The organism is Lentilactobacillus raoultii, assembly GCF_900411375.1.
GTDB classification, from domain to species: Bacteria; Bacillota; Bacilli; order Lactobacillales; family Lactobacillaceae; genus Lentilactobacillus; species Lentilactobacillus raoultii.
This window is the reverse complement of sequence record NZ_LS422984.1, coordinates 460865-477012: the sequence shown is the minus strand read 5'-3', so window position 1 is coordinate 477012 and position 16148 is coordinate 460865. Positions and strand designations below refer to the sequence as shown.

At 45.0% G+C, this 16148-nt stretch carries 13 protein-coding genes and 1 riboswitch; of the genes, 4 read left to right on the top strand and 9 right to left on the bottom strand.

Features of this window, described 5'->3' with window-relative positions; genetic code table 11:
• Positions 1–3 precede the first annotated feature (3 nt).
• Both ED605_RS03990 and ED605_RS03985 read left to right on the top strand, forming a co-directional pair.
• Positions 4–1074, top strand: coding sequence for an ABC transporter substrate-binding protein (locus ED605_RS03990; protein WP_121977600.1), 1071 nt, complete (start codon positions 4–6; stop codon positions 1072–1074).
• A 106-nt stretch (positions 1075–1180) separates the two neighbouring features.
• A complete protein-coding gene (locus tag ED605_RS03985) occupies positions 1181–1510 on the top strand; it encodes a hypothetical protein (RefSeq protein ID WP_121977599.1) in 330 nt (109 codons plus the stop codon).
• Between the two features lie 165 nt (positions 1511–1675).
• Here the strand turns inward: ED605_RS03985 and ED605_RS14560 are convergent, their stop codons facing one another.
• A complete protein-coding gene (locus tag ED605_RS14560) occupies positions 1676–1819 on the bottom strand; it encodes a hypothetical protein (RefSeq protein WP_162919740.1) in 144 nt (47 codons plus the stop codon).
• A 225-nt stretch (positions 1820–2044) separates the two neighbouring features.
• On the opposite strand from ED605_RS14560, the gene ED605_RS03980 reads away from it, so the two are divergent.
• The gene (locus tag ED605_RS03980) at positions 2045–3496 is read left to right on the top strand and encodes an MFS transporter (protein ID WP_121977598.1); all 1452 of its coding nucleotides are present in this window, start codon (positions 2045–2047) and stop codon (positions 3494–3496) included.
• A gap of 81 nt (positions 3497–3577) precedes the next feature.
• On the opposite strand, the gene ED605_RS03975 is transcribed toward ED605_RS03980, so the two are convergent.
• The 8 genes from ED605_RS03975 to lysA form a co-directional block, all read right to left on the bottom strand.
• A complete protein-coding gene (locus ED605_RS03975) occupies positions 3578–6301 on the bottom strand; it encodes an HAD-IC family P-type ATPase (RefSeq protein WP_121977597.1) in 2724 nt (907 codons plus the stop codon).
• Positions 6302–6635: 334 nt separating this feature from the next.
• On the bottom strand, positions 6636–7715 hold the full coding sequence (locus ED605_RS03970; RefSeq protein ID WP_121977596.1) for an aspartate-semialdehyde dehydrogenase: 1080 nt from the start codon (positions 7713–7715) through the stop codon (positions 6636–6638).
• Between the two features lie 121 nt (positions 7716–7836).
• A complete protein-coding gene (locus ED605_RS03965; protein ID WP_121977595.1) occupies positions 7837–9024 on the bottom strand; it encodes an aminotransferase class I/II-fold pyridoxal phosphate-dependent enzyme in 1188 nt (395 codons plus the stop codon).
• Between the two features lie 22 nt (positions 9025–9046).
• The gene (gene dapB / locus ED605_RS03960) at positions 9047–9820 is read right to left on the bottom strand and encodes a 4-hydroxy-tetrahydrodipicolinate reductase (RefSeq protein WP_121977594.1); all 774 of its coding nucleotides are present in this window, start codon (positions 9818–9820) and stop codon (positions 9047–9049) included.
• Between the two features lie 80 nt (positions 9821–9900).
• A complete protein-coding gene (gene dapA, locus ED605_RS03955; RefSeq protein WP_121977593.1) occupies positions 9901–10797 on the bottom strand; it encodes a 4-hydroxy-tetrahydrodipicolinate synthase in 897 nt (298 codons plus the stop codon).
• Positions 10798–10862: 65 nt separating this feature from the next.
• Complete coding sequence (locus tag ED605_RS03950; protein WP_121977852.1) at positions 10863–12020, bottom strand: N-acetyldiaminopimelate deacetylase; 1158 nt, start codon at positions 12018–12020, stop codon at positions 10863–10865.
• A 4-nt stretch (positions 12021–12024) separates the two neighbouring features.
• Positions 12025–12735: a 2,3,4,5-tetrahydropyridine-2,6-dicarboxylate N-acetyltransferase gene (gene dapD, locus ED605_RS03945; protein ID WP_121977592.1), complete on the bottom strand. Its 711-nt coding sequence runs from the start codon at positions 12733–12735 to the stop codon at positions 12025–12027.
• Positions 12736–12769: 34 nt separating this feature from the next.
• On the bottom strand, positions 12770–14077 hold the full coding sequence (gene lysA, locus ED605_RS03940; protein WP_121977591.1) for a diaminopimelate decarboxylase: 1308 nt from the start codon (positions 14075–14077) through the stop codon (positions 12770–12772).
• A 120-nt stretch (positions 14078–14197) separates the two neighbouring features.
• Positions 14198–14380, bottom strand: a riboswitch (Lysine riboswitch).
• A gap of 358 nt (positions 14381–14738) precedes the next feature.
• Here lysA and ED605_RS03935 point away from each other — a divergent pair.
• Positions 14739–16142: an aspartate kinase gene (locus ED605_RS03935; RefSeq protein WP_121977590.1), complete on the top strand. Its 1404-nt coding sequence runs from the start codon at positions 14739–14741 to the stop codon at positions 16140–16142.
• Positions 16143–16148: the final 6 nt, after the last annotated feature.

The following is a 16148-nucleotide window of genomic DNA, read 5'->3' as shown; positions in this document are numbered from 1 at the left end:
TCAGTGAAAAAATTGATTATCACACTGGTCATTTTATTGGGAATTTGTGTCGGCCTCGGCTTTGGCAGTCATGAACTGACCAAATCCAGTGGTGACAACGGCAATAAAGTTCTCAACCTCTATAACTGGGGTGATTATATTGACCCGGCCCTACTAACGAAATTTCAAAAGGAAACCGGCTATCACGTTAACGTTGAAACTTTTGACAGTAATGAGGCAATGTATACCAAAATCAAGCAGGGCGGTACTAACTATGATTTAACCGTGCCAAGCGATTACATGGTTCAGAAAATGAAGGCCGATCACTTGTTGATCCCGTTGGATAAGCATCGATTAACCGGAATGAACCACTATGGTGCCTCGTTTATGAACAAGTCATTTGATCCGGGTAACCGCTATTCGATCCCCTATTTTTGGGGCACCCTCGGGATTATCTATAATGATCAGATGATCAAGCCCGGTACACTAACCCACTGGAACCAACTCTGGCAGTCCAAGTACCGCGATGATATTATGTTAATTGACTCAGCTCGGGACGTGATGGGCTTCGCGTTAATTTCGCAAGGCCATTCGGTTAATACAACCAGTACGCCGGAACTATTAGCTGCTCGCGATAAGTTAAACCGGTTGTCGCCAAACGTTAAGGCGGTGGTCGCCGACGAAATTAAGATGTATATGGCGGAAGGCGAAGCGCCAATCGCCGTTGACTGGTCTGGTGAAGCCAGTGAAATGATGACTCAGAATGCCCACTTGCACTACGTTGTGCCAACCGAGGGCAGTAACATGTGGTTTGACAACCTGGTCATCCCGAAAACGGCCAAACATTTTAAGGCTATTTATGCCTTCTTAAACTTTATGAACCGACCCGAAAACGCTGCTCAAAACGCAAAATACATCGGTTACTCAACCCCCAACACCGATGCCTATCATTTATTGCCAAAGGCTGTTCGTGACGATAAGCAATTTTATCCACCCCAAAATGTCATTGATAAATCAGAAGTCTATCGCAACTTAAGTGCCCAAAAAGTGCAGGAATACAACGACTTATATCTAGAATTTAAGATGCATCATTAAGGTCACTTAATTAACGGTCAAAGTATCAATTCAACAACAAATTAACTAAACGTTGTTGAGGCCAGCGTTAAAAAGCCGTAAACTGTAAGGTGAGGTGAAAAGGAGAATGGCAAAGAAAAATCGAAGACGAGATATTATCATCGATATGGACGAATTTATCGTGACGTATGCGGCAACGTTGCTGGATCCATCCCAAAACTTATCAAAACTGATTTATGAAACGGCCAGAGATGATCTGACCAAAATGGATGAGTTATTTAAGGACAACGGCTTTGGTCGCCAAAATAAATTTGTCAATATCGGTGAAGGTTTCTTGCGTGACTGGAAAGGCCTTGATGAAGCGGATGCTAAACAGCAGGCTGACCAGTTGGCAAAGGATGCCATTGACTATCTGGGTAAAAACGCCGATTATTTTGAAACTTGGCGAACAGATTAAAGTACCCGGCTTTACGAACCAATCCTAATTGACAAACTTTTTTTATATTCAAATTAAAATCGATCCGGTTAGAAGCTGAAACATGTCAACTTCTAATTGGATCGATTTTTTGAGGCACTAGTATTTTAACGCAATGTTATGAAATCTCTTGATACATCAATCTTTTCAATGATTGGATTTATTTTCGCGAACCGTTAATTTGATATAGGCTGCAATGACTGCGACAACAAAAGCAGCGACACTGAACATCCCGGCAGCAACCCCATTTTGAAACTGACTAAAAACGTTCCAAATGTCAGCTGCAATCACTAGAAATATCACGCCGATCACTAAGGAAATTAAAATTCGATAGATTGTTGATCAACTCCTTGAACTTGTGGCTTGATCCCAATTATTTTCACATCATTTCAATCCTCCAATAGCCTGCATTTTACCGTAATCAATGCTGCTAAGCAAATCACGTTAACTTTTTGATAAATTGCGTATAATGAAATCTGTATTCATGAGGTTTTTGTTGCTTGAGGGGGAAGAACATTGAAGAATGCATCAAATAAAACGCCAAGTGCACCCGTCACCACGCAAAAGAATGGCTGGTGGGTTCTGGTTTCCATTGGAACGTTTGCCTTTATGTCTAACTTGGATGCCAGCATTGTTAACATTGCCATGCCAATCATGGCCAAACAACTCCACGTCCCAATGAATCAGATTGAGTGGGTTGTGTCCGCTTACCTGATCATTCTAAGTGCCTTATTGCTGTTTTTCGGTAAATTGGGCGACCTTTACGGCAAAGTCAAAGTCTTTCGAATTGGGACAGTCGTCTTTCTGGCGGGCTCCTTTATCTCCGGGCTACAAATCAACTTTCCCGTGCTATTGGGCGGTCGGGCCATTCAAGGCATTGGCGCTGCAATGACCCTTTCCAATACCTATGGCATTACGACGTCCACTTTTGGCGTTAAGGAACGGGGCCGCGCCATGGGGTTTGTCGGTACATTTGTGGCCCTAGGCGCCATTGCCGGTCCCGGCCTGGGTGGTTTGATTTTATCCAACCTTTCATGGGGCTATATTTTCTGGGTCAATCTGCCCTTTGGCATCTTTGCCATTATTTTAGGAGCCATTGTCATGCCCAAAAATTACCAAACCACTGGTAAGGGCATCGATTGGTGGGGCTTCATTAACTTTTCAGCCTTAATTTTTGGCCTGTTTTTAGGGGTCTTTCTTGGCCAGGAGGTCGGTTACGCCAAACCAATCCCGTTAATCTTATTTGCCGTTGCCATTTTAACTTTCTGGGGCTTTCTTCATACCGAAGCCCGCACCAAGAACCCGTTAATGCCGCTCTCAATGTTTAGCATCAAAGCCTTCTCCTATGGGCTGGGTGCTGCTGTGTTAATTTTTCTTTCCAATTTCTTCACAGTGATTATCATCCCGTTTTATCTGGAAGATGCCCGTGGCCTCACTGCTGGCCAAGCCGGTGCCTTATTGGTAATTTTCCCAGTGGTAATGGTCTTTGCCGGACCGATTGGCGGCTGGTTTGCTGACCACTTTTCACAAGCCAAAGTTGCTTCGGTTGGCTTAACCATCGTTGCCGTTGCCCAGGCACTCTACTACTTTTTAACGTTAAGCAGTCCAATATGGGTCTATGTTGTCATCACCGTGATCATGGCGATCGGCACCGGTCTGTTTCAGTCACCGAATAGTGACATTGTCATGTCAGTGGTCCCCAAGGATCAACTTGGAAGTGCCGGCAGCTTAAACGCTCTGGCTCGAAATATTGGGATGATTTCGGGAACCGCCCTGTCGACCAGTTCGCTGTTCATTGCCATGAGCTTAAAAGCCGGGTTTCACGTCACCACTTATTTACCAAGTCGTCCGGAACTCTTTATTTCTGGCATGCACATTGCCTTTACCATTTCACTGTTAATCATCATTGGTGCCCTAATTTTATCCATTCTCCAGGGTCGAAACGTCAAGGCCGCCGATTTAAAATAATCGCTGAACATGTTATCGATTTAAAAAGGGACTTTCACCCCATCTTAACTGATGAATGAAAGTCCCTTTTAACTATCATTTTTAGCGAATCTTGGTAACTTGCCCGGTACGTTTTCGGTATTGAATTCGCAGTAATTTGATGATTTCCGTGACCACCAAAACCACAAAGCCGCAAATTGCCGGCACCAACCACCCATAGTAAAGATCAATGGAGGCGGTATGGAAAATTTCCTGCATAAACGGTACGTAAATCAGAATCGCCTGCAATGCTAATAAAATGGCGATAATCGCAAAGGCCATCTTATTTTCAAAGAAGTGTCTGGAAATAATCGGGTAAGAATTCCGGATATTAAACAGGTAGAAGATCTTGCCGAAAATAATGATGTTAACGGCCATCGTACTCCCAAGAACCGGGTTTAAAATATTGGCATCCACAAATTTATCAAAGGTAAAGATGCCCAATGACGAAATTAGAATCGACACATAAACAATCTCAAAAACGTCCACCTTGTTTAAAATTCCCCTTGTGACATCCCGCGGCCCCCGAACCATAATGGATTCTTCAGCCGGTTCAAAGATAAACGCAAATTGAATTGTCAACGCAGAAACTGTATTAATCCAAAGCAGCTGAGTTGGAAACAACGGCAACTCCTGGCCCATGATCATACTAATCAAGACCACCAAGCCTTCCGCAAAACTGGTTGGCAATAAGAAGCGAATCGTCTTTTGAATGTTGTCAAAGACGTGCCGGCCTTCCGCAACCGCATCAACAATCGTCGTAAAACTATCGTTGACCAGTACCATATCCGCGGATTCTTTGGCAACGTCCGTCCCTTTAATTCCCATGGCAATGCCGATGTTGGCCTGCTTCAAGGCCGGGGCATCGTTAACCCCATCCCCCGTCATTGCCACGATTTTAGCATTCGCCTGTTGGGCACGGACAATTCGGAGTTTATCAGCCGGTGTTGTCCGAGCAAAAACGTTATAGTGGCCAATTTGTCGGCTCAACTCTTCATCTGACATCTGATCAATTTCCGGCCCGGTAATGGCGTGCACACTTTCATCCAGATCCAGCTTCTTGGCAATTGCCGTTGCGGTATCCGGGTGATCGCCGGTAATCATATTAACTTTCACACCGGCTTGACGCAAATGTTGAATAGCCGGAATCACTTCTTCTCGTGGCGGATCCATGATGCCGACAATGCCACTTAACTGAATCCCGTCAGCAACGCGATCCATGTCAATTTCGGTCTCATCGTTGGCAACATCTTTCCAGCCAAGGGCCACAACCCGCAATCCTTGATTAGTCAGCCGGTTAACCTGTTCATACCAGTGATCCGCCTTAAAATCCGGATGACTGGCTTTGACCATATCAAAAATGGTGCCAGGGGCTCCTTTGACCATTAACTCATTGTGTTGTCGATCATCATTAATTAACCGGGCACTGTAGCGATAAGCGGAATCAAACGGTAGCGTATCTAATTCATCCACTTCAGGTGCACGACCCATCAGTTTATGAAACAGCGTTGTTAACGCGCCGTCGGTCGGTTCACCAGTCAGGCTCCATTCGCCATCAGTTTGAACCAATTCGGCATCGGTCGTCGTCCCAGCAATCTTCACTAGTTCAACAAAGTTCTGGTCATCCCGCCAGGCTACCTGCTGTCCATCCAGTAAAACGTCACCGGAAACCCCTTTATCACTATCGACAAAACCGGTCCCGGTAACTTGATAATGATGATCATGGGTAATGACGTCCGTGACCGTCATTTCATTTTTGGTTAACGTCCCGGTTTTATCAGTATCGACAATATCAACTGCCCCCAGCGTTTCAACGGCCGGTAAGGTTTTAACGATCGCCCCGCGTTTGGTCATGACCTGAACCCCGCCAGCCAAAACAACCGACGTTGATGCCGGTAGGCCTTCAGGCATTGAACCAACAACCATTGTAATGACAGCAATCGTTAAAGTTGGCAAACTATAAATCTGGGTATAAAGTCCCAGCAAGAACAGCAATACAGCGACCACGACAATGAAGATTGACAAATTGAGTCCCAATTTATTCAAGTTCTTCATAAGTGGCGTCACCTGTGTTTTAACTTCGGCAACACTTTGCTGAATGTTACCAATCTCCGTTTGTGAACCGGTGCCAACTACAATTCCCATGCCGGAACCTTGGGTAACCGCCGTCGAAGCAAACGCCATATTTGAACGCTCGGCAAGCGGCACATTATCTCGATGAAGTGGTTCTTCAGTTTTTTCAACCGAGTTGCTTTCACCAGTTAGTGTCGATTCTTGAATACGCAAATTATCAGCTGAAATTAACCGCATGTCGGCTGGCACCGCATCCCCAGCTTCCAAGTTGACCAGATCGCCAACCACCAATTCACGTGCTGGAACCTCAATCTTTTGGCCATTTCGAATCACGTAATTTTGACTGACTAATAACTCTTTAATCTTAGTCAAAGCATTGTCTGCTTGAATTTCCTGAAAAAAACCAATAAACGCATTGGCGATAATAACAATTCCAATGACAGCTGAATCTGAATAATGATGAAGCAACAGTGTGATGACGGCTGCAGCGATCAAGATATAAATAATACTGTTATTGAACTGAGCAATAAAGCGAAGTAATTTACTGCGCTTTTTAGCCGTCAGTTCATTATAGCCATCTCGAGTTAACCGTCTTTTCGCTTCTTGTTCATCCAAGCCATTTTCCGAATCGGTCTGGTACTGCTTAACCAATTCTGCTGTGGAACGTTGCCATAACCTCTGTTCGGGAGGCGCCTCAGTTGTTTCCTTATCCATTCAATGTCTCAACCTTTCTTTAACTAATTAGACCTGCCTAAAAATTTTTTAGATCCAGTTTTAACAATTATATGATATTTAAGGGCGTAACGACAAGTTTAGTGAGCGGATTCAAGCGGTTAATCTACGAAGACTAAGGCGTTCATTGGTGAAAAGCCCGCATTTGGCTTTTTGCCAATGAATCCCTTAGACGCAGTAGATTGCTTGAAGGAGCTGTCCTAAGTTAGTGAGCGGATTCAAGCGGTTCAAAAAAATCACGGCTTGAATCCCACCGTGATTTTTGTTATCTTTAATTTCTCAAACTTAACGATCAATGTTTATTCAATAAAGTAGCTTAGCCCAAATAAGGATTGTCCGGTACCCGAACCAGGTCATGATCAACCAAGCGTTCAGCAATTTGAACCGTATTCCAAGCGGCACCCTTTAACAAGTTATCGGAAACTACCCACATGTGGTAACTTCCCTTGTTTTCGTAATCTGGTCGAACTCGACCAACAAAGGTTTCCCGCTTGCCTTCAGCTTCAATTGGCTGCGGATAAAGCTGATGAGCCGTGTCATCTTGAAGCACAACACCCGGTGCATCCGCTAAAATCTGCTTAATCTCATCCGTTGTGGCACTGTCGTCAGCCACTTCAAAATAAACGGTTTCGCCATGCGCAATCCGAATTGGTACCCGCACACAAGTAGCCGTCACTTTAATATCCTTGGCATTCATGTCATCCAACATGATTTTTTTGGTTTCGTGGATCATTTTCCACTCTTCGTGAGTATAGTAACCATCCTGCTCAAAGACATCAATCTGGGGTAACAGGTTAAAAGCTTGTTGATAGTGCTTTTTGTCACCCTTAGTTGGCAAAATTTGTGGGTCGGTCTTTTCACCATTCAATACTTGTTGCGATTCGGTCATTAATTCGTTTAATGCCGACTGACCGGCACCGGAAACCGCTTGATAGGTTGAAACAATGACTTGCTTCAAGCCGTATTTTTTATAAATTGGGTTTAAGCAAACGACCATTTGAATGGTTGAACAATTGGGGTTGGAAATAATTCCCCGGTGCCGATAGAGAGCGCCTTCGTTAACTTCTGGAATAACCAGCGGAACTTCCGGCTCCATTCGAAAGGCACTGGTGTTATCAACACAAACCGCCCCGCGCTTAACAGCTTCGGGTAAAAACTTTTTAGAAACCGAACCGCCGGCCGAAGCCAATACCAAGTCGACACCTTCAAATGATTCCGGCTTAGCTTCTTCAACCGTCACTTCTTGGCCCTTAAACTTTAATTTTTTCCCTGCGGAACGAGCAGATGCCAGCAACTTGACATTCTTCACGGGAATCGTCGATTGTTCCAACTGGCTGATCATCCGGGTCCCAACCGCACCAGTTGCACCTAAAATTGCCACATTAAATTCTGTCATTTAAAAATACTCCCTTATTTGTAAAAGCTCTAATTATAATATAATCATACTTTAATCTCGAACAAATGACAACCCTCGAGTATCATGATTAGTTAACAGTTGTTCATTTAGCGTGTACCACTCACTTCACCCGCTCCAGCATATAAGCACTCATTCGATCCATTGCCAATTTAATATCATCATCTGAAGCCGCATATGATAGCCGGATATAACGTTGCCCGCCAGGACCAAACGCAGAGCCCGGGACAACGCCGACTTTGGCTTTCTCAGCCAGATCAGTCGCAAACTCAACTGGTGACTCATCAATGGCATCCGGGATTTTGGCAAAAACATAAAAGGCACCTTGGGGGAGTGCCATTTCCATCCCCATTTCCTGTAGCCGCTTGGTAATGTAATCACGGCGCTTATGATACTGTTCACGCATTGGTACCGCGTCTTCCAAGCCATTTGTCAGGGCTTCCAGTGCTGCATACTGTGCCGGATTGGAAGGGCAGGTTACCGCAAACCCATGCATTTTAGCTGCATTAGTAACGAAATCCTTTGGCGCCGCAAAATAACCGATGCGATACCCAGTCATGGCATGGGATTTGGAGACCCCATTAACGACAATTGTTTGTTCCGGCAATAATTGGGCAATCGAATGGTGTTCAACACCATAGGTCAGTTCATTGTAAATTTCATCTGCTAAAACAAATAGCCGATGTTTGGCAATAATATCCGCCAAAGCCTGTAACTGTTTCTCCGAATACTCAATGCCGGTTGGATTTGATGGGTAATTCAAAACAATCGCCTTTACCGCATCCCCGTTCTCATCTAACGCTTTCTGCAATTTTTCAGGTGTCAACACAAACCCGTCAGCCGATGTATCAATGGTAATCAGTTCAGCGCCGGCAACCTGAATCACCGGAAAGTACAGGGCAAAAGCCGGGGTGGGTACGATAACTTTATCACCAGGATTTAGCATTGCTGTCAGTGACGAAAAGATTGCTTCAGTAGCACCAATTGTGACCACAATTTCAGATTCGGGATCATACGTCACGCCCGTTTTGCGTTTTAAATAACGGCTGATAGCTTGTCGCAATTCAGGAATTCCCTTTTGAGATGAATAGTGGGATTTGTTATTTTGAATGCTGCGAATGGCTGCCTGTTTAACGTGTTCCGGTACGTTAAAATCCGGTTCACCCAGTGTCAGCTTCACAATCCCGGGAATTGATGAAATCTTTTGATCAAATTCACGAATTCCAGACGGGCCAACCGCTTTGACATGTTTGTTAACAACTTCTGAAAGTCCCTGCTTTAATTTTGGCATAGTCTCTATCTCCCGTCTCGTCTTAAAGAATATTTTCCAAGCCAACAATCAACTTAGTGGCTTTAGCTGCAGTCGGTACCGCTAATTTAACACCGTTCATAAAGGAACCGCGGTCAAATGAATCTTGACGAATCGTCAATGCTTCACCCTTACCACCAAAGAGAACCTGTTCATGGGCCACGTAACCCGGCAGTCTAACTGAGTGAATTTTAATGCCATGATAGTCGCCACCGCGAACGCCCTTTAATGTTTCTTCTGATTTAGGTGTCGGATGGTCACCTCTTACTTCGCTAATCATCTGAGCGGTCGAAAGTGCCGTGCCGGAAGGAGCATCCAACTTATCATCATGATGCATCTCAATAATTTCAACATCTGGCATATACTTAGCTGCTTCTTTGGCAAACTTCATCAATAAAACGGCCGACAAACCGAAATTAGGTGCGATGATGCCACCGACGCCCTTTTCTTCGGCTAACTGCTGCAACTGTTTAATTTGATCCTCTTTCATTCCGGAAGTGCCGACCACCGGATGAATCCCGTGTTCAATGGCAAATTTAACGTTGCTAAAAACCGCACTTGGAACGGTAAAATCAATCCAAACATCCGCATCGGTCTTGATATCAGCCAAGTTGCTGAATAATTTCACGTTGTCGTTTAGTCCCATTCCTTGCAGATGCGCAACGTCAATGCCGGGATTATAACCACCAACCAACTCGAAATTGTCACTTTCATTAACCATTTGGACCGTTTTTTGACCCATTGATCCCATAAAACCAGCAACCAGAACTTTTATCATAGTGAACGCAAACTCCTTTATGTTGAATACTTATTTTCATTTGATCATGAGGGCCCCGATTGATCATCAGAGCCAGTCGATCAGCTTTCAGACTGTAGGGCAGTCAAGCTGGAAATCCCCAGCCGCTTTGCCAAAATCGCTTTTTCGTCATCGTTTAATGACAAAATCGGTAACCGGCAGTCACCCACGTGATACCCCTGGGCGTTCAAAACCGCCTTAACCGGTGACGGTGATGGATAACTGAAGAGTGCCTTGATTTTCGGGCTCAAGAACCGCATCAGATCGCCCGCCGCTTTATAATCACCATCGTAGAGATCATCGTACATTTGACGCATTTCCTCGCCATAAATGTGACTGGCAACTGAAATCACGCCGCGGCCACCAACGACTCTGGCAAAAAGTGCCTGGGCATCTTCACCAGTGAAGACGTTAAAGTCATCGGCCGTGTGTTCAACGATGTACTCAAAATCGTCCATGGATGTACATTGCTTAACACCCGCAATGTTTGGATTTTTGGCCAGTTCAACAACCGTGTCATTCGCCATCGTGACGCCGGTTCGTCCAGGAATATTATAAATAATGATTGGTACAGAAGACTGCTCAGCAACCGCTGTAAAGTGGGCGATCATCCCCCGCTGATCCGGCTTATTATAGTATGGCACAACCACTAAAGCATAATCAACGCCGGGAATCTGGCCAACTTCAGCTGTAAACTTTGCCGTCTCATAAGTATTATTGCTGCCTGTACCGGCAATGACCACCCCGCGGCCGTCGACAATCTTGGCAAACCGCGTGTAGAGTTCGACTTTCTCATCATGACTCAACGTTGGCGTCTCACCAGTCGTCCCGCCAATGACAAAGCCGCGGCTACCGGTTTCAAGCAAATGATTTGTCAGCTTCTCAAGTGCGTCAAAGTTAATCGTGCCGTCATCACTAAACGGGGTAATAATCGCTGTCATAATATCTGCATTAATCATAAAAATCCCTACTTTCTTTAAGTTTAATTTCAATACTCTTCTATCACAAATCAATTCAGTATTAGTTAATCTGTTGCCTGTTGTCGAAACTCGAGAAATCTGATAATTGATTGGATCCCCTTTGGAATAGCTGATTCCTTTGGATTTAAAGTGGGCGCGTGCAAAGGTGAATCATCGTCAACTCCCAGCCAAAACATAGTGCCGGGAATTTTCGATAATAAGTAGCCAAAGTCTTCCCCGGTCATTGCTGGCTGGGTTTCGATAAACTGGGTTTTGGGGTCCTGCTTGGCAAACGCAATCAACCGTTTCGTAAGTGCTTCGTTATTTTCAACAGGTAAATAACCGCCCTGATTAAACTCAATGTTAACCGTTGCCCCATAGCTGGTTGCCACCCCATTGGCGACCTGTTTGAGCCGCATAACGATGTGTTCGATCATCTTCTGGGTCAGTCCCCGAATTGTCCCTTCAATTCGAGCCCGACCGGCAATCACATTTCGAATGGTTCCGGCTTCAAGCTTACCAAAGGTGATCACACCGCCTTCAATCGGGTTAACGCTTCTGGAAACAATGGTTTGGACCTGGTTGATAAACTGGGCCGCCGCAACCACCATATCGTTAGCATCCTGCGGGTAAGCGGCGTGACCACTTTTACCGATTAAATCTACGTTGACTTCGGTTGTCCCGGCAAACAGCGTTCCCATTCGACAGCCAATCGCACCGGTAGGTAGATTAGGATTATCATGCAACCCGTAAAATTCATCCGGTCGCCACTTGCCGGTAAAGACGCCCTTTTCATAAGCCACTTTTCCACCGTTTTGGCTTTCTTCAGCCGGTTGAAAGAAGAAAATCAGGTTGTCCTTGGGTTGATGCTCACTGAACCAGTTAAGAACGCCTAAGGCAACGGTCATATGGATGTCATGGCCACAAGCGTGCATGACCCCTGGATTTTTGGAAGAAAACGGCAAGCCAGTCTGCTCGGTGACTGGTAGCGCATCAATATCGGTTCGATAACCGATTGTTCTTTTAGGATCGCTACCATGAACATAGACCAATAATGCGGTTGGTAATTCTTTAAGTTCACGAATTTCAAGATTGGCCTGGTTAAACTTTTTAATCACTGATAATAAGTATTGATGAGTGTTCACTTCCTGCATCGCCAGTTCCGGGTATTCATGCAAATGTCGACGAATCGCAATTAAATCACTAGTTGTTAGTTGAGCCATCAAATCACAGCTTTCTTAAATCGTCTTCAAGTGTCGTCTTGGACTTGGTCTTGGCGTCAACATCTTTGATCTTACGGGCCGGCATTCCAGCCACCATCGTATAGGGTGCGACATCCTCAGTTACCACAGCACCGGCCGCGACTACTGCACCTTCACCAACGTGGACCCCTTCAATCACGACGGCATTGGCGCCAATTAAGACGTTATCGTCGATTTGAACCGGTTTAGCCGAAGCTGGTTCAATGACCCCGGCTAAAACGGCGCCGGCCCCGATGTGAGCATGCTTGCCAACGATGGCCCGACCGCCCATAACAACGCCCATGTCAATCATACTGTCGGCCCCAATTTCAGCACCAATATTAATGATGGCGCCCATCATAATGACGGCATTATCACCAATCGTCACGTGATCGCGAATCACCGCGCCCGGTTCAATTCGGGCATTGACATTTTTAGCATCTAATAATGGAACAGCTGAGTTGGTTGCATCGGATTCGATCCGGGTATCTTTAATTTGATCCTGATGAGTTTTCAAAAAAGGTGCGACATCTTTCCAATCGCCAAATAATATCGCGGTATGTTTTTCAACGAATGCTTGAATCGATTTGGGAATTTTGACGTCTTTAAGATGACCTTTAACGTAAACTTTCACCGGCGTCTTCTTTTTGGCATTGCCAATGTAGTCAATGATTTCTCGTGCACTTAGTTGTTCCATAACAATTATTCTCCCTTAATTTAAGTAGTTGTTTTTATTGAAGCGGTTGATCAAGTTTGATGAGGTCATCATAGGTCTCACGCCGAATGGCCAGTTGGTCGTGACCATTTTCAACGAAGACCACTGCCGGCCGTGGATTGCGGTTATAATTGGATGCCATGGCATAACCATAAGCCCCGGTTGCCAGCATTGCCAACACATCCCCGGGTTTGGTTTTTGGTAACGCCTGTTTTTGAATCAGGATATCACCGGACTCACAATATTTTCCGGCGATCCGGACCGTTTCTTCAGCCGGCGCCTTGGGATCACTGGCCAAGACGGCATCGTACTTCGCCTGATAAAGTGCCGGGCGAATGTTGTCACCCATGCCACCATCAACGGTCACGTATGGACGAATTCCGGGAACATCTTTACGACTGCCAACGGTGTAAAGATTATATCCCGCTGGCCCGGCAATCGAGCGGCCCGGTTCAATCCAAACAGCCGGCATTGGCAGATTCAGTTCACCGACACGTTTTTTAATCGCTTTGACGATGGCATCGACAAACATTTCCGGTGCAATTGGATCATCCGTTTCGGTATATCGAATTCCAAAGCCCCCACCAACGTTAACCATCTTTGCCACATAGCCAGTCTCATCGCGCCACTGCCCAAGAGTTTCAATTAACTTGGTTGCCGCCATTTCAAAACCCTTGACTTCAAAAATTTGCGACCCGATGTGGGCGTGAATGCCAAGCATCGTCATCCGAGAGTCGGCTAACACTTCATCCAAGGCTTGCCGTGCCTGGCCACTCTTGAGGTCAAAGCCGAATTTACTATCGGTCTGCCCAGTCTGATCATATTCGTGTGTGTGAGCTGAGACTCCTGGTGTTACCCGAAGCATCACGTTAATATGGGCATCCTTAGCGGTCAAAATCTGTTTTAGCAACTCAATTTCGTGGAAATTATCTAAAATGATCACGCCGATTTGATAATCAACGGCCATTTCCAGTTCTTCACGAGATTTGTTATTGCCGTGAAAGCTGACGTGATCCATTGGAAAGCCGGCTTTAATGGCCGTGTAAAGTTCGCCGCCGGAAACCACGTCGATGTGGGCATTTTCCTGATTAATCAGTTGAAACATTGCAATACAGGCAAACGCTTTGCTGGCGTAACTGACTGCGTAAGCCACGTGATTATCTTCAAAGACTTTCTGAAAATGGTGGATTTGATCCCGAATCGCCGAAACATCGTAGACGACCAACGGGGTTTGATATTTTTTTACCAACTTCAAGGCATCTGCCCCACCAATCGCCAGGTGCCCAGCTTGGTTAATTTGAATCTGACTGATATCACTACTCATTTTTCAATTTCCTCCAACTCATTTTCAAAAAAGGGAACAAAAAAATCTCTTTGCTTAGCGACTAACTAAACAAAGAGATTCGGAATTTTTTAACTACTCTAAAGATTCTTTATCAATTTTGTCGTCGTTAGCGCCCCGCAGCTGACGATTTTTGCTGCGACAGTCCAAAGCCTCTTAAGCCAAGTCCCAGCGCGCCGAGGTCTACCTACCCCGGTGCTTCGGCAACCGCCCCTTTCATCAGCTTCTTTGTTCAAGTAGAAACTCCACTGATTACTCTTGTTGGTTGCGACCTCTAATGATTATTTACTAATTAGTTTATAATGCTTCTCATGATTCGTCAACCTTTTGCGGCAAATCTCCATCAATTAATAGCTGACATTCCGATGAAATCGACTAAAAAGTGCCCTTTAATCGCCTTAAATCAGTAGGCCAGCCAAGTGACATGCTCTTTTATCGATTAATCAATTCACACTAATTTGACATTTATCTGTTAAAAATATTATTTCTGGATAAAATGGCTACTCAGTACCGATTTGCCACTCACTAACCCGGATTATTTTTTAACAAAGGGGCTTTACTAGTTGCCAAATTGTGCTAAAATTCGACTTAACGATTTTTAACTAAATTTTCAGTTAATGGGAAAATAGGGAGTGGACAGTTGATGAAAGTTGTTAAGTTTGGTGGTAGTTCGCTAGCGGATGCCGCCCAGTTTAAAAAGGTCATTCGGATTGTGTTAGCCGATCCGGATAGACAAGTGGTCGTGACGTCAGCACCCGGCAAACGGTTCGAGGGAGATATCAAGGTCACGGATTTATTGATTAAATACGCCAAGGCAACATTAGCCCATCAGCCAAATTCATATGCTGAGGAAATTTTTGCTCGTTATCAAGAAATCGGCACTGGTTTTAACGTTGATCAGCAGGTTTTAAATGACATTAAAGCTAAACTGACCGCCTTGCCTACCAAAACCTACCCCAACGCCGACTACTTAATGGCAGCCTTCAAAGCCCACGGTGAACGATTAAATGCCGAGCTATTTGCCGCCTGCTTAAATCAACTGGGGACTAAAGCCCGCTTTGTTGACCCATCAGAAGCCGGCATTTTACTCACGGATAATCCTAACGGGGCGTCCATTCTTGAAGCAACTTATACTCACTTGAAGCAATTAAAATACGGGGACGAAAAATTGATCTTCCCCGGCTTCTTCGGCTTTACGACCCAAGGCGAAATTGTCACTTTTGCCCGCGGCGGTTCGGATATTACCGGTTCAATTCTAGCACGCGGACTTCACGCTTCCCTTTATGAAAACTTTACCGATGTGAATGCTATTTATGCCGCCAACCCAAAGATTGTTGACCATCCAATCCCAATTTCCAAAATGACTTTCCGGGAGATGCGGGAACTTTCCTATGCCGGCTTTTCAGTTTTCAACGATGAAGCCATTATCCCTGCGATTCAAGGTCAAGTGCCCATTAACGTTAAAAATACCAACCACCCCGAATTACCAGGAACCCTGATTGTACCGGAAAAGGAATTGTCAATTAAACGACCAGTCACCGGAATTACCGGTTCCAATCGATTTGCGGCCCTTTACCTCCACCGTTACCTGCTGAATAAAGAAGTTGGTTTTACCCTTAAAATTCTCCAAATTCTGTATAAGTACGGGGTTTCTTACGAACACATGCCATCCGGGATCGATGATTTAACGATTATTTTTGATCGTAATCAACTCAACGACGACACAATTCATAAAATGTGTCACGATATTCAAAACACAGTTAAGCCCGATGATATGGAATGGATCGACGATTACGCCATCATTATGGTTGTCGGTGAGGGCATGCGTGCTAGAATAGGAACCATTGAGAACATTATCCGCCCGCTTGCCGAACACAACATCGCAGTTCATATGATTAATCAGGGAGCTTCGCGAATCTCGATCATGTTGGGCACCCGAGAATCCGATGCCGACGATGCGATTAGATACATTTACGATCATTTTTTTAAGTCGGGTCAAGCCGCTAAACCATCATCAACGGTTCGCCTGGATTCAACAATTATTTAACTTATT